Annotated in this window: 12 protein-coding genes and 1 tRNA gene; 7 read left to right on the top strand and 6 right to left on the bottom strand. The window is 72.8% G+C overall.

Translation table 11 applies throughout. The features are described 5' to 3' along the window. Positions 1 to 97: 97 nt before the first annotated feature. Positions 98 to 667 carry a GPR1/FUN34/YaaH family transporter gene (locus ACVWNX_RS22875; RefSeq protein ID WP_454409503.1) on the bottom strand — a complete coding sequence of 190 codons (570 nt, stop codon included), beginning with the start codon at positions 665 to 667 and terminating at the stop codon, positions 98 to 100. A 218-nt stretch (positions 668 to 885) separates the two neighbouring features. Continuing rightward, a complete protein-coding gene (locus ACVWNX_RS22870; protein ID WP_454409502.1) occupies positions 886 to 1410 on the bottom strand; it encodes a universal stress protein in 525 nt (174 codons plus the stop codon). A gap of 1356 nt (positions 1411 to 2766) precedes the next feature. Between ACVWNX_RS22870 and ACVWNX_RS22865 the strand changes: the two genes are divergently transcribed. The 3 genes from ACVWNX_RS22865 (at position 2767) to ACVWNX_RS22855 (ending at position 4768) form a co-directional block, all read left to right on the top strand. Then, positions 2767 to 3990 (top strand): helix-turn-helix domain-containing protein, encoded by a 1224-nt coding sequence (locus tag ACVWNX_RS22865; protein WP_454409501.1) that lies wholly within the window; start codon positions 2767 to 2769, stop codon positions 3988 to 3990. Between the two features lie 10 nt (positions 3991 to 4000). Further along, positions 4001 to 4612, top strand: coding sequence for an oligoribonuclease (orn, locus tag ACVWNX_RS22860; protein WP_454409500.1), 612 nt, complete (start codon positions 4001 to 4003; stop codon positions 4610 to 4612). A gap of 83 nt (positions 4613 to 4695) precedes the next feature. Next, positions 4696 to 4768, top strand: a tRNA-His gene (locus ACVWNX_RS22855). Between the two features lie 231 nt (positions 4769 to 4999). On the opposite strand, the gene ACVWNX_RS22850 is transcribed toward ACVWNX_RS22855, so the two are convergent. From ACVWNX_RS22850 to ACVWNX_RS22840, 3 genes are all read right to left on the bottom strand, one after another. Further along, the gene (locus tag ACVWNX_RS22850; RefSeq protein ID WP_454409498.1) at positions 5000 to 5764 is read right to left on the bottom strand and encodes an NUDIX hydrolase; all 765 of its coding nucleotides are present in this window, start codon (positions 5762 to 5764) and stop codon (positions 5000 to 5002) included. Positions 5765 to 5939: 175 nt separating this feature from the next. Continuing rightward, complete coding sequence (locus ACVWNX_RS22845; protein WP_454409496.1) at positions 5940 to 6536, bottom strand: HD domain-containing protein; 597 nt, start codon at positions 6534 to 6536, stop codon at positions 5940 to 5942. A gap of 133 nt (positions 6537 to 6669) precedes the next feature. Beyond that, on the bottom strand, positions 6670 to 7206 hold the full coding sequence (locus ACVWNX_RS22840; RefSeq protein ID WP_454409494.1) for a flavoprotein: 537 nt from the start codon (positions 7204 to 7206) through the stop codon (positions 6670 to 6672). 121 nt (positions 7207 to 7327) lie between these two features. Between ACVWNX_RS22840 and ACVWNX_RS22835 the strand changes: the two genes are divergently transcribed. From ACVWNX_RS22835 to tgmC, 4 genes are all read left to right on the top strand, one after another. Continuing rightward, a complete protein-coding gene (locus ACVWNX_RS22835; RefSeq protein ID WP_454409493.1) occupies positions 7328 to 8506 on the top strand; it encodes a helix-turn-helix domain-containing protein in 1179 nt (392 codons plus the stop codon). A 271-nt stretch (positions 8507 to 8777) separates the two neighbouring features. Next, entirely contained in the window at positions 8778 to 9089 is a 312-nt protein-coding gene (tgmA, locus tag ACVWNX_RS22830; protein WP_454414891.1) for a putative ATP-grasp-modified RiPP, read from the top strand. Then, entirely contained in the window at positions 9086 to 10036 is a 951-nt protein-coding gene (gene tgmB, locus ACVWNX_RS22825) for an ATP-grasp ribosomal peptide maturase (protein WP_454409491.1), read from the top strand. The genes tgmA and tgmB overlap by 4 nt, the downstream gene beginning before the upstream one ends. Beyond that, on the top strand, positions 10033 to 11181 hold the full coding sequence (tgmC, locus tag ACVWNX_RS22820) for an ATP-grasp peptide maturase system methyltransferase (protein ID WP_454409490.1): 1149 nt from the start codon (positions 10033 to 10035) through the stop codon (positions 11179 to 11181). Before tgmB ends, tgmC begins: the two co-directional genes overlap by 4 nt. 7 nt (positions 11182 to 11188) lie before the next feature. Here the strand turns inward: tgmC and ACVWNX_RS22815 are convergent, their stop codons facing one another. Further along, complete coding sequence (locus tag ACVWNX_RS22815) at positions 11189 to 12241, bottom strand: LacI family DNA-binding transcriptional regulator (RefSeq protein WP_454409489.1); 1053 nt, start codon at positions 12239 to 12241, stop codon at positions 11189 to 11191. Positions 12242 to 14009: the final 1768 nt, after the last annotated feature.

Below are 14009 nucleotides of genomic sequence, written 5' to 3'. Positions count from 1 at the left end.
ACCGGACGTACGAGTGGTCCCCGCGCGGGCCGCCAAGGGCGCGCGGGGACCACCGCGGACCGGCCGGGGGCGCCCCGCCCCCGGCCGTCTCGCTGCCTCAGCCGGCGGCCGTCACCCCCCGGCCGGCAGCGCGTCGGGGCAGGGCGGTGGGCCAGTTCGCGAGCGCGGCGGTGGCCGCGTACCAGGAGACGAGGCCACCGACGGCGGCGAACCAGCCACCGGTCTCACCGAGCGCGCCGGACTCCGCGAACCGTCCGACGGCGAGCAGCAGCAGGGCGACGGCGGTGAGCCCGTAGGCCACCCTGACCAGGAGCGCGTCGGCGGGCGCCCCGGCGGTCAGGCTCAGCGCGACCAGCGCGAAGAGCAGCAGGAAGAGACCGGCCGCGTTCTGCGAGACCAGTCCGTCGGCGGCGGTGCCCCAGGTGAACCAGAGCGCGCCGAAGGCGGCGAAGGACGTGCCGGTGAAGGTGTCGTGGTCGCGTAGGGCGAGCAGACCGGCGAGGAACAGCGCGACCCCGCCCACATAGGTGGCGAGGGCGATGGCGTCGGCCGCCGTCACCCCGTCGACGACACCGGTGTTGCCGATGCCGAAGGCCAGCAGGGTGAGGCCGAGCGCGAGGTGGCCGAGGGTGGAGGTACCGCTTCCCGCTGAGACGTCGTTGCTCACGGCGGGCTCCCTTCAAATGCAGTCGTGCTGCGTGGTGTTGGCCGCTGGTGACGACCCGTGAGCGCTTTGTACCCGCCGCGGGGACGCGTTCCACCCCTACGCGCGAGTAGATTTGTCGACCTTCCGCACCCGCGCACGCCGGGCGCGCGACCCCCGCCACACGCCGGGGACCGGACGGGGGAACGGGGAGAACCGGGCGACGGAGGGGGAGCCGCCCCCTAGGGAATGACGACGACCGGGCGCTGGGCGCGGCGGGCGAGCCGTCCGGCGACGGAGCCGAAGATCCGGCCGACGATGCCCTGGGTGGACCCGACCACGATGGCGTCGGCCTCGTACTCCCGGCCGACCTCCTCCAGTTCGTGACAGATGTCGCCGCCGCGTTCCACGAGGATCCAGGGCACCTCGGACAGGTAGTCGGCACAGGCGAGTTCGAGCCCGAGGACCTCGGTGCGGTGATCGGGGACGTCCACGAAGACGGGGGGTTCACAGCCCGCCCACACCGTGGTCGGCAGCCGGTTGGCCACATGGACGATGATCAGGCCCGAACCGGAGCGGTGGGCCATGCCGATGGCGTAGGCGAGGGCGCGTTCGCTGGAGTTGGACCCGTCGAAGCCGACGACGACTCCGTGTTTGAAGGCGGGGTCGCAGGGGTGACGTGACTCTTCCGCCGCCAGCGGGTCGGCCGTCGGATCGACGACCTGACGCTTGCGGTCCGCGGGTTCGAAGGATTCGTGACCGGCCATGGATGTCTCGGCGAAGAAGATCCTCTGAGGAGGGGCGGCTGCTTGCGGGGTTCGCTGTCTTCTCGGGGGATGCGGCTGTCAAGGAGGGTCATGGTGCCAGGAGAGCCGGTTGGCCGGTCCGGGCGGGCCGGTGGGACCGGGGGAACCACCGGGTCGGGAACGTACGGTCCGATACCCGGAGCCGTGTCCGGGAATCATCTTCCCAAGCCCATACCCCCAAGGGTACGGCGACACTCCCCTCCTGCCCAGCGAGCCGTACGGCCCCCACGGCGGGGGTGCGCACCGACCCGCTCCGAGGGGCGGTCCGGTAGCGGTCCCGTCACACGGCGCAGTTCGGCGGCGTATCCCGGAGCATGCACGAGCCGCCGCCCCGCTGGCAATGGTGACTGCCGGGTACAGCCGCTTCCCGTCCGGAGGGGGTGCGGTCTCGGACACCGGTTGGTTCAATCCCAGACGATCTGACGCCGACCGTTACAGGCGTTATGCGCGTTACGGAGTCGCCGGACGGAGGCGCGCGGACGGCCCGCACCGCGCTCGAAGCCCCACCCGGGCGGGGAGCGCGAACCTGGGGATACAGCGTACGCCCAGCGCACTCGGGGGCGCGAACCGCACCGTGCGGAGTGACCCCAAGATCGTCGGAGCGTTGGGCATCGCGAACCCCGGGTGGACGGGGTGCAAACGGAGGGGCGCACACCCCTCCGCACACCACCCCCGGCACCCGGACGGCGGCCGTGCGCTGGGAGATCCGTCCGCGCGCCCCTCCCCCGGCGGACCCGACGGCTCCGGGCCGGATCCCGGCGCCTCGCAGGAGCAACCGGTACGGCGGCGGGGGCGGCCGGGAGGGGCCGGGGCGGCCCGGCCCCCGGGAGCCGTCGACGGGAGCCGTCCCCCGGGGCGGCCGGGCGACGGACCCCGGGGGCGCTCACGGGGCCGGGCCCCCGCTCCGGGGGCGCACCCCGGAGGGCTGACCGATTCCGGCGCACGCCTCCATATGTTTTCAGCCAACTTGGCCAGGGGTAGCTTTCTTTGGTCCAGACCCCTTCCACCCCCGCTCTCACCAGGCAAGAAAGGAGCGGAGGCCGGATTCGCACCCTACGCGGACCGGCCACGAGCCGGACGCGCACTTCCCTGCGCGCTCCCGGAGTGCCACGCTTCGTGATCGAATGCTTTACGCCAAGTTGCCATGTCGACAATGTGCCGGGGTGCGGAAGTGGTCACGCGGGCACCACGCGACACAGTAGATTCGATCATGACTGTCTTACGGCGGGGGACTCGTGCAGGACCGAGGGGAAATGTGCTGGAGCGACAAGCCCGACACGTTAGGGACGCCGCGACCACCGAGGGGGGCTTAGCCTCATGAGCCACGACTCCACAGCCACAGCCGACGTCGCCGTGCGGAAACTCTCCGGGCGGCGCCGCAGGGAAGTCGTCGCGGTGCTGCTGTTCAGCGGCGGCCCCATCTTCGAGAGCTCGATCCCGCTCTCGGTGTTCGGCATCGACCGCCAGGACGCCGGGGTGCCGCGCTACCGCCTGCTGGTGAGCGCCGGTGAGGAGGGACCGCTGCGCACCACCGGTGGACTCGAACTCACCGCGCCGCACGGGCTGGAGGCCATCGCCCGGGCGGGCACGGTCGTCGTGCCCGCGTGGCGGTCGATCACCGCGCCGCCGCCCGAGGAGGCGCTCGACGCGCTGCGCCGCGCCCATGAGGAGGGCGCCCGGATCGTCGGCCTGTGCACGGGCGCGTTCGTGCTCGCCGCCGCCGGTCTCCTCGACGGACGTCCGGCCACCACCCACTGGATGTACGCGCCGACCCTCGCCAAACGGTACCCGTCGGTCCATGTGGACCCCCGGGAGCTGTTCGTCGACGACGGCGACGTCCTCACCAGCGCGGGCACGGCCGCGGGCATCGACCTGTGCCTGCACATCGTGCGCACCGACCACGGCAACGAGGCGGCGGGCGCCCTCGCCCGCAGGCTGGTCGTGCCACCCCGGCGCAGCGGCGGCCAGGAGCGCTACCTCGACAGGTCTTTACCAGAGGAGATCGGCGCCGACCCGCTCGCGGAGGTCGTCGCCTGGGCACTGGAGCACCTGCACGAGCAGTTCGACGTGGAGACGCTCGCCGCCCGCGCGTACATGAGCCGACGGACGTTCGACCGCCGGTTCCGTTCGCTCACCGGCAGCGCGCCGCTCCAGTGGCTGATCACCCAGCGGGTCCTCCAGGCGCAACGGCTCCTGGAGACGTCCGACTACTCGGTGGACGAGGTGGCGGGCCGCTGCGGCTTCCGCTCCCCCGTCGCGCTGCGCGGCCACTTCCGGCGGCAGCTCGGCTCCTCGCCCGCCGCGTACCGGGCCGCCTACCGGGCGCGCCGTCCACAGGGCGAGAAGCTGCTGGACCCCGGGCCGCTGCCCGGGCCGGACGCCCCGGTCCCGGTGCAGGCGCGACGGCCCGCGACGGCCGGAGCGCTGGGTCAGCACGGCTCGCTGTCGCCCGACCCGGGGCGCCACGGGCCCGGTATAGATGTGTACGCGTCAGGGCTGATGGGCCGCCCGAGCCTGCCCGGCCAGCGGAGCGCGCCTTAGGGTAAGACGCATGAACGATCGCATGGTGTGGATCGACTGCGAGATGACAGGTCTCTCGCTGGCGAACGACGCGCTCATCGAGGTGGCCGCACTGGTCACCGACTCCGAGCTGAACATCCTCGGCGACGGGGTGGACATCGTGGTCCGCCCGCCGGACGAGGCCCTGGAGACCATGCCCGAGGTGGTGCGGCAGATGCACACCGCCTCGGGCCTCCTGGCCGAGCTGGCGGACGGCACCACCCTCGCCGACGCCGAGGAACGGGTCCTCGGGTACCTCCGCGAGCACATCAAGGAACCCGGCAAGGCCCCCCTCTGCGGGAACTCGGTCGGCACCGACCGCGGCTTCCTCTCCCGGGACATGCCCGGACTGGAGTCCTTCCTGCACTACCGGATCGTGGACGTCTCCTCCGTCAAGGAGCTGGCCCGGCGGTGGTACCCGAGGGCCTACTTCAACAGTCCCGACAAGAACGGCAACCACCGGGCGCTCGCGGACATCCGCGAGTCGATCGCCGAGCTGCGCTACTACCGCGAGGCGATCTTCGTCCCGCAGCCCGGACCCGACTCGGAGACCGCCCGTGGCATCGCCGCGCGCCATGTGGTGCCCACCGCTTCCACCTCCTAGAAACACGTGCGCGAGCACCCTCCAGGACCCTGTACACTTTTTCTCGGCCGGTCGGTGAACCGCAAGGGAAACCGCCGCTCGTGGTGGGTGTAGCTCAGCTGGCAGAGCACCTGGTTGTGGTCCAGGATGTCGCGGGTTCAAGTCCCGTCACTCACCCTGATGGTCGGGGGCCGATCCGCATGGCGGATCGGCCCCCGCCGCGTTTCCCCGCCCTTCTCCCCCGGCCCTCCCCGACAACCGGACCGCCCCGACTCGCTGGGCCCGCCGCGCCACCGGACCGTCCCGGTCACCGAGCCGCCCCGGTAACCGGCCCTCCCGCCTACCGAGCCGTCCCGCTTACCGGACCGTCCCGGCTGCCGGACCCTCCCTGCTACCGGACCGCATCGGCTACCGGGCCGTATCGGCGAGGTGCCGGAAGAGCGGCTCCAGGTAGTCGGCGCGCGGCGCCTCCCCCGCTCCCGGACGGTCCCCCGGGCGCACCAGGGCGATCCGGTCCAGCTCCGGCACCCGGCCCGCCGCCCGCTCGGCCGCCACCAGCGCCCCGTAGCGCTCCCGCAGCACCGCCTCGGGAAGCGGCGGCGCCAGATGGGCCACGCCCACCGCGCCCCGGCCGCCCCGCGTCACGCCCAGCACCGTGGGCTCCCCCGGCGCCACCGCCACCCCGACCTCCTCCACCAGCTCCCGGGCCGCCTCCCGGGCCAGCCCGGCCGCGTCCAGCGCCTCCGACGGCCCCGGCGGCTCCACGGAACCGCCCGGCAACTGCCACCGCCCCGGCGCCACCGTCCACGGCGCCATCCGTCCCACCAGCACCCGTCCGTCGCCCGCCGGCTGCACCACGCTCACGAACAACGACGGCGCCCACCCCACGGCCCCCGGCAGCTCCCGCAGCATCCGGTGCCGGAACGTCGCCCGCGCCCAGGACACCACCAGCCCGTCCGGCCCGTCCGGCGCCAGCCCCACGCACAGCGCGACGGGCCCGTCGAACAGCTCCGGGTTCCCCCGCACCGCCGCCTCCCACGCCCGGTCCCGCGCCGCCACCACCTCCGGCGGCAGCGGGGGCGGCGCGACCTCCGTCAGACGGATGCGGCGAACGTCGAGGAACTCGGGGGCCAGGGGGCCCGTCAGGGGACTGGTGGGGCGTGTGCTGGTCATCGGGGCATCGTAGGGCGGACGGGCGGGGTGGGGTCCGTCATGTCCACCGTCACCTGAGAGTTCGCGGACGCGGTCCGCCCACAGCGCGTCGGGCCACTCCGCCCGGCCGTCCCCTTCCCGTGAGTCAGTTCACCACCGTGGTCCGGTGCGGGACACGCGCGACAGCACCTGACGGTCAGCCGGACGTCTCCTGCCCCATGGCGGTGCGGAGCCAGTCGAGGGTGCCCTGGGCCAGGAGCGCGTCCGCGAGGCGACGGGCCGTGGGGGTGGTGAGTCGGGCGCGGCTGTTGTCGATCCAGCGCTGGGCGTCGGCGTGGCCGGACGCCCGGTACTCGATCCCCTGGAGGAGGCACTCCAGCTTGTCGGCGTCCTTGGCGCAGCGCGCCTCCGGTGTCCGGCCCGCCTCGTACTCGTCGACCCACTCGCGCACCGGACCGGCCACGGCGTCGGGCATCCCGGCGGTCTGGTCGACGGTGACGGCCACCGGGTCGCCGGGCCGCGCGTACCGCTTGCCCAGGTGGTTCACATCACCGGTACGGGTCTCCTGGGTGTCGTGCCAGACGGCGAGCAGCGCGGTACGGGCCGGGTCCGCACCCTCCAGCGGGGCGATGACCGAGGCGATCAGCGAGGTCCGCCAGGAGTGCTCGGCAACGCTCTCGGGGTCCCGCACCCCGGCCATCCACCAGCCGGTACGGCGTGCGTTCTTGAGGGTGCCCGCCTCGAAGAGGAAGTGCGCCACCCGGGTCAGATCGCCGGTCTCGTCGTCGCTCATGTGGTTCTCCTTGTTCCGCCCGTTCACGTCGGGCTCACTCCATGAACGGGGTATCGGTGAGGCCGTGGTCGAGGCGGGCGCGCGGGATCATCGGTCAGTCCTCGCCCTCGCCGATCCGCCCAGGCACCGGGCTTCACTCCGGAACGACGTCCTCCAGCGCGTCGTAGCAGAGCGGCCAGGGGAACGGCCGCCGCGTGCCCGGCTCGTTGGGGACGAAGCCGCCCTCTCCGTAGAGAACGGTGATCCCCATCTCCCGCAGCTCCGCGACACTGCGGCCGAGGCGTGGGTGCCGTGCGTAGGCGGCGTTCACACAGGGCATCGCCACGGTGGGGATCCCCTTGCCGACGGCCTCCGCGACCACCCCGACCACGAACCGGTCGGTGAGGCCGAGGGCCCACGCGTTCACCGAGTGGAAGGTCACCGGGGCAAAGAGGATCGCGTCGGCGCGCGGCCAGACGTCCGGCGCGCCCGGCCGCTTGTACGCCGAGCGCACCGGGTGCCCGGTCAGCGCCGCCAGTTCCCCGGTACGGTCGTCGCCCAGCCAGTCGGCCGCGGCGGGCGTCAGCCCCAGGCACACGTCCCACCCGCGTGCCCGCAGGTCTCCGACGGCACGGTCGATCTCCAGCACGGGTGGGGCCGCGCTCCCGAACAGGTACAGGGTTCTCGGCATGGACCCATCCGACCACACGTTCACGGGCTCCCGCTCCTGTCACGCGTTGCGGGCCGCGAACCCTTGTCGCCATCGTGGCGGTACCCGTCCCAAACGACGAGTGAGCAAAGGAGGACCCCTTATGTCCGCCCTCGGTGACAACCACATCGGAGCACGCGTCAAAGCGCAGCGCAGGCTCGCGCGTCTCAGCCAGCGACAGCTCGCGGAGCGGCTGCCGTATTCGTACAGCCTTCTCAACCAGGTGGAATGTGGTGCCAGGCGGGCCACCGACGACTTCGTCTCAGCCGTAGCCGACGTACTGGGCATCGAAGAGTCCCTTCTCACCGACACGTACGACCGCGGTTCACGACAGGATCGCGGTTCCGCCGTCATCGGTCCGATTCGCGAAGTGCTCGACAGCTATGACCTCGAACCCCTACCCGGACTGGCTCACCGCCCCATTGAGGTCCTCGCCTACGAAGCCGACCGCATCTGCCAGCTCGTCAGATCGGCCCACCTGCGAAACGCGGCGAAGGCCCTTCCCCAGGTCATCAGCGAGCTGACCGGTCTGGTGTGGACCACACCGAACACCTTGGTGTGGAAAGCTCTGGCTTCCTCCTACCGGACAGCTCACGACATCGCGTTGAAACTAGGCCACGCGGACTTGTCCCGCGTGGCCCTGGATCGCATGTACTGGGCTGCGGAGCGCGCGTCGGACCCGTGCCTCGCAGCCATCCGCCAGTACAAGCGTGCCCTCCTCTACAAGACAGGCGGCCACTCCACGGGGCTCCGGCTCATCGCCGAAGGCCACCGGCTGCTGGAGGGGGAGAAGAGCAGGGAGGCATGGGCCGTGGCAGGGCAACTCCACCTCGGGGCATCCGCGCTGGCCGCTCGGGCGGGAGAAGAACGCATGGTGGTCGCGCATCTACACGCCGCGCGGAGCTTCGCCGACCGTGTTGGTGGCGAAGCCCCGGACATTCATTGGCTTTCCTTCGGGAACCGCAACGCCGACCTACACGCCTTTGGGGCGGCTGTGGCGATGGAGCAGTACGACGATGCTCTCTCTCAGGCACGGCTCATCAGGCTTCCTCAATCCACCTCGACCAGTCGCCGAGCCCGATTCCTGATCGACCGAGCCCGAGTGGAACTGGAGACAGGGCACACGGAGGCATCGTTGAAACACGTGGCCGAGGCCAGGCGAGCGGCACCGGAACAGATCCGGAATCACCCGGACACTCGGGAGACGATCTCCAGGCTGGTCCATCTCAGCCGCCGGACCCCGGACAGTCTCGGACACCTGGCCCGGTGGGTCGGCGTCTGATGTCCACGCTCACAGAACCGTGAGCGTTCCACCCTCCGCTCGGCAGCACTGTTGGAGCAAGAACCGCCAACGATGAGCGAGAGGTACATGACTACGGGACGAATGGGCCCGGCAGGGCTCGCCGTCGTTCCCTGTGGGCGGGTACTCGGGGCCGTCCGGCCGTGCGCCCCGGGGCCGGGTGGCCGCCAAGGCGCGCGGCTCATCGTTCGGTTCAGGTCCCGACGAACCGTTGAAACCGATGAATTCCACGAAACCGACCATGGAGGACCCCGTGTTCCAGCACTCCGACCGGCTCCCGACCGGTTCGCCGCTCCCCCAGGGGCACGTCACCCCCGTCCCCTGGGGTGTCCAGCGGATGGCGCCGTATCCGGCGACGGCGCCCGGGTACGGCCGGGTCGAGCTCGACCCGGTCACCCAGACCGCCCGTTACCACGACGACGGTGGACGGCTCATGGAGATGCCCGGGCACGGCACCAGTACCGGAACGAACCCGGCCACCAACACCGGTAACCCGTCCGACGGTTCGGGACCCGGTGGCGCCGGTGGCGGGGACCAGGACACGGGGAACGACAGCGACCAGTGAGGCCCACCGACCCGGTGCTGGTCGTCACCATGATCGACGACCCGACGGCCGACCTGGTGATCCGGGAACTGTACGAACGGGACGTCCCGGTCGTCCGGCTCGACTCCGGGGACTTCCCGGCCACCCTGTCGGTCGAGGCGACGATCACCGGAGACGGCCTCGGCGGGACCCTGACCACCCCGACCCGCGCCGCGGACCTCTCCCGTGTCCGGTCCCTGTACTACCGGCGGCCGAGCGGCTTCGCCTTCCCCCACCTCGACGAGCGTGACGCCCGTTTCGCCCTCACCCAGGCCCGGTACGGCCTCGGGGGCGTCATCGCGTCGCTTCCCGGCTGTCTCTACGTCAACCATCCCCATCGCGTCGGGGACGCCGAGTTCAAACCGTCCGGGCTCGCCGTCGCCGCCCGGTGCGGCCTCCGGGTTCCGGAGACGCTGATCACCTCCGATCCCGGGGCGGCCCGGAGGTTCGCGAGGGGGAACGGGCCCGTCCTGTACAAGCCGTTGTCCACCCCGTCGTACCGGATCGACGGGGTGTCCTGCACGGTCGAGGTCGCCGAGGTGACGGCCGACGGGCTGGACGAGCGGGTGGCGGGCACCGCCCATCTGTTCCAGCGGATCGTGGACAAGGTGGCGGACGTGCGGGTGACCGTGATCGGCGACCGGGTCTTCCCCGTCAGGATCGACTCCGGACTGCTGGACTGGCGCACCGACTACGAGCGCCTCTCCTATCGTGTCGTCGCGCCGCCGGACACCGTCGAAGTCGCGCTCATGCGCTATCTCGCCGCCTTCGGACTGGTCTTCGGCGCCTTCGACTTCGCCGTCGACCGGAACGGCGCCTGGTGGTTCCTCGAATGCAACCCGTCCGGACAGTGGGCCTGGCTGGAGCCGCCCACCGGACTGCCCATGGTCGCGGCCATGGCCGACCTCCTGGAGCGTTCCCCCCGATGACGGACGAACTGCGCGCCGCCCTGGCCGATGCCCTCGCCGCCAGCGGTGACCTGCGATCGCCCCGGTGGCGTCAGGCCGTGCTGGACACCCCGCGCCACGCGTTCCTGCGGGGCGGGTTCTTCCGGCGCCACGACGACGACGGCGGCCGTACCGGGTGGGAACCGGTGACGCCGGACGCGGACGAGTGGCTCCCGGCCTGCTACCGCGACGAGTCCCTGGTGACCCAGATCGCCGGAACCGTGGTCCCGGCGGACCTCGACGGGCGGATCTACCGGCTGCCCACCAGTTCCAGCACGCTCCCCGGGCTGGTGGTCCGGATGCTGGAGGAACTGGATGTGCGGGACGGGCTGAAGGTGCTGGAGATCGGGACCGGCACCGGCTACTCCACCGCGCTGCTGTGCCATCGGCTCGGTGACCGCCTGGTCACCTCCGTCGAGGTGGACGAGGACGTCGCCGCCCGGGCGCGGACCTCGCTCGGCTCCCTCGGCCACCACCCCCGTCTGGTCGTCGGCGACGGGCTCCGGGGGCACCCCGGGGCCGCCCCGTACGACCGGCTGATCGCCACCTGCGGTGTGCTGGACGTCCCCGGGGAGTGGCTGGCGCAGGTCCGGCCCGGTGGGCTGGTCCTGGCGACGGTGGGTGGCTGGCTGCACTCCTCCGAACTGGCCCGGCTCACCGTGCGCGAGGACGGCACCGCCACCGGACGGCTGCTCGGCGGGCGGGTCTCCTTCATGCTGGCGCGCCCCCAGACGCCACCGCCCCTCGGTGTCCTGCCCGATCTGGGCGCGGGGACCGAACGCCCGGCCCGGGTGGGGTGGGACGCGCTGGACGACTGGACCGCCCGGTTCGTCGCCCAGCTCGCGGTTCCGGGGGCGCAGCGGTTCGGCCTGGCGGTCGACGGGGAGCCGCTCCGGGTGCTGCTGGACGTGCGGACCGGTTCCTGGGCCGCGCTGCGGGAGACCGGTGACGGGCGCTGGGCCGTCCGGGAGGGCGGGCCGGAGGCGCTCTGGGAACGCGTCGAGGAGCGGGTGGGCCGGTGGCGCGAGGACGGTGCCCCGGGGCCCGGCCGGTTCCTGATCACGGTGGCGCCGGGGAAGCGGGCGGTGGTCGGCTGGGGCGGCCGACCATCACCCGCCCCTTGGTGACGGTTCGTCAGGAGGAAGACCTGGCGACCAGTTGGGTGGGCAGGACCACCTGGCGGCCCGGGCCCCTGCGGCGCACCCGGGGGTCCTTCGCGATCTCTTCCAGGAGGATGTCGATCATCCTGCGGCCCATGTCCTCGATGGGCTGCCGCACGCTCGTCAGCGGCGGGTCCATGTGGCGGGCGATGGCGGAGTCGTCGAAGCCGACCAGGGCCACGTCGTCGGGGATGCGGCGGCCCCGGGCGCGCAGCGCCTGGCGGGCCCCGGCCGCCATCACGTCCGAGGCGGCGAACACCGCGTCCACGTCGGGCCTGCGGTCCAGCAGTTCGCACATCGCCCGCAGACCGCCCCGTTCGGTGAAGTCGCCGGAGACGATCAGGGCGTCGTCCACCTCGCGGTCCGCCACCCGCAGGGCCTCCCGGTAGCCGTCGAGGCGGCGCACCGACCCGTAGACGTCGGGGCGGCCGGTGATGGTGGCGATCCGGCGCCGTCCGCCCGCCATGAGGTGGTCGACGGCGGCGTGGGCGCCCGTGAAGTTGTCGGAGTCGACGGCGGGGAGGGTCTCGCACTCGGAGCGGCGGCCGCTGATCACGGTGGGGATGTGGAGTTGGGAGAGCAGGTCGGGGAGGGTGTCGTCGGCGTGCACGGAGACCAGGAGCACCCCGTCGACCCGGTGGGCCGCCAAGTACTGGGCGAGGCGCTGGCGTTCGCGGTCGCTGCCCGCGAAGACCATCAGCAACTGGAGTTCCGTCTCCGCGAGTCCGGCACCGACCCCGCGCAGGATGTCGGAGAAGTACGGCTCGGCGAAGAACCGCGCCTCGGGTTCGGGGACCACGAGGGCCACGGCGTCGGTGCGGTTCGCGGCCAGCGCCCGGGCCGCCGTGTTCGGCACGTACCCGAGTTCCTCGATGGCGGCCTCGACGGCGGCCCGGGTGGTGTCGCTGACCCGGGGCGAGCCGTTGATCACCCGGGAGACCGTGCCCCGGCCGACCCCCGCGCGGGCGGCCACCTCCTCCAGCGTGGGGCGGCCGGAGCCCCGTCGGCGTGTCCCCTGAACCGTCATCGCCCGCAGCCTCTCGTCGTAGCTCCGCGCCGGACACCCGGCCGGTCCGCGAAGCGCCGGACACGGTGTGCAGGCCGTCTCCGACGGGGTCCGCGGCGCCCCCTGAGCGCGGCCGACCGGAACCGTCGGACCGCCGTTCGGCGGGTCCCGCCCCGGATCTGGGCAGGAATGTAACAGCCTTCCGGCCGTGCGCCCCACGACGGTTCGGTCGGTGGCGGACGAACGGAAACCGGGCCCGGGTCCGGGGCCGGGTCCGGGCCCGGAGACTGAGCCCGGTGCGCCCCGGCCGCGTGGGGGAAGCGTCGACCGGGGCGCAGGTGGGGGTGGTGCGTGGGGGGTTCTTCGGTGGGGGTGTCCCGCGGGGTTCCGTGGGGGTCTTCCGGTGGGGCTCCGAAGGAGGATGCGGTGGTGTTCCGGTGGGGGTCCTCCCCGGGATCTCCTCATGCGCGCGTGGGGGTGTGGGGGGGGCGCGGAAGCGTGGGGGTTCCTCGCGGTGTTTCCGTGGGGGGGTGTGGGGGTGGCGTGGGCGTGGGGGCCCGTGAGGTGGGCGGGCCGGCCGGGCGTGGAGGAAGGGGGCCCGGACCGGCCCGGTCTGAGTGGCCGGGTGGGGGGAATCCAGTGGGGGTTCCGTCAGGAACGTGGATCCCGGCCGTGGTGGATCGGACGGCGACCGCCTTGGTGCGGGCGGGGCCGAGGTCCTCCGGACCGGTACGGATGGCCGGTTCCACGAGGTCGTGCGCGGGGTGGGGGAACTGATCCGCGAACGGGGCGATCACCGTGGTGGTTCCGTCTGTGGGGGACGGAACCGGGTGTGGGGGGCCGCGAGCGGTGGGGGGTGGCACTCGCGTGGGTGCCCGCGTTCCGCCCGGACGGCGGTGGGGGGTCACCGTCCGGGACGGAACGCGTGGCGGGGTTGAGCGGCCGGTCCGCCGGGTCGGTGCCGCGCGAGGCGGTGGACCCGGTGGTGACGGTCCGGTCGGGGTCCGGCTCCCGGACACAGGAGGCGGCCCTCACGGCGGAACGCTGTCCGCCGATCGTGAGGGTCACGTCCCACGAGGAGTCGAACCCGGTGCCCGACGACAGGTCGGACGTGGGGGTCCGGTCCGTCAGGGTGTTGTCCGGCCCGCTCGCCGTCGCGTACCGACCGGGGTAACCGCCCGGACCCGTGCTGGGTGTGGTGTGCGCGATGACGGGCGACGCGGCCCGGTCCGTACCCGTGGTGCGACGGAGTCCCTGAGCGATGAGGACGGACACGGCGACGGGGACGGCGGCCGCTGGGGGGCGGTGACCGGTCCGGGGTCGCGGTGACGTGGTCATCGGGATTCCTGTCTCGGGGGTACGGGGTTGGCGTCCCTTGGGGGAGGGGCGCGATCAGCACGCTAGCGACTCCGAGTCCGGCAATTCGCCCCCCTGAGCCCCTCCGAGGCTCTTCTTATGCCGCCCTTAAGGAACACATGGGAGAGCGAAAAGGGAATCCCGGCCGTCTCCGGGCGGTGGCCCTGGTGACGGCCGGGAGGCCGTCCGGACGCGCGAGGGAGACGCGCTCCCGGGGAACGCGGAACGCACGGGACGCGTGCGGAACGCGGAGGGTTGTGGGGGTGCCGTGAGTGCCGCCCTGGGCTCCGTGGAGAGGGGACGGACCGCCGGGTGGCACTACCCGGCGGTCCGTCCGGCGTCGTGGGCTCACCGGGCTTTCGGGGCGCCACGCCCCGGTCCGTGCGGGGCGCTCTCCGGAGCGGCGCGGGGGCGGTGCCGCCCCTGCGGGGAC

Source organism: Streptomyces sp. JNUCC 64 (assembly GCF_054484115.1).
Note: the sequence above shows the minus strand (reverse complement) of the source record. Positions and strands in the feature narration are given on the sequence as shown.

Coding starts and splice junctions, on each gene's coding strand:
- ACVWNX_RS22835 (WP_454409493.1), top strand. CDS start 7,328: ATGTCCGCCCTCGGTGACAACCACATCGGAGCACGCGTCAAAGCGCAG.
- ACVWNX_RS22870 (WP_454409502.1), bottom strand. CDS start 1,410: ATGGCCGGTCACGAATCCTTCGAACCCGCGGACCGCAAGCGTCAGGTC.
- ACVWNX_RS22865 (WP_454409501.1), top strand. CDS start 2,767: ATGAGCCACGACTCCACAGCCACAGCCGACGTCGCCGTGCGGAAACTC.
- ACVWNX_RS22840 (WP_454409494.1), bottom strand. CDS start 7,206: ATGCCGAGAACCCTGTACCTGTTCGGGAGCGCGGCCCCACCCGTGCTG.
- ACVWNX_RS22845 (WP_454409496.1), bottom strand. CDS start 6,536: ATGAGCGACGACGAGACCGGCGATCTGACCCGGGTGGCGCACTTCCTC.
- ACVWNX_RS22850 (WP_454409498.1), bottom strand. CDS start 5,764: ATGACCAGCACACGCCCCACCAGTCCCCTGACGGGCCCCCTGGCCCCC.
- ACVWNX_RS22815 (WP_454409489.1), bottom strand. CDS start 12,241: ATGACGGTTCAGGGGACACGCCGACGGGGCTCCGGCCGCCCCACGCTG.
- tgmC (WP_454409490.1), top strand. CDS start 10,033: ATGACGGACGAACTGCGCGCCGCCCTGGCCGATGCCCTCGCCGCCAGC.
- orn (WP_454409500.1), top strand. CDS start 4,001: ATGAACGATCGCATGGTGTGGATCGACTGCGAGATGACAGGTCTCTCG.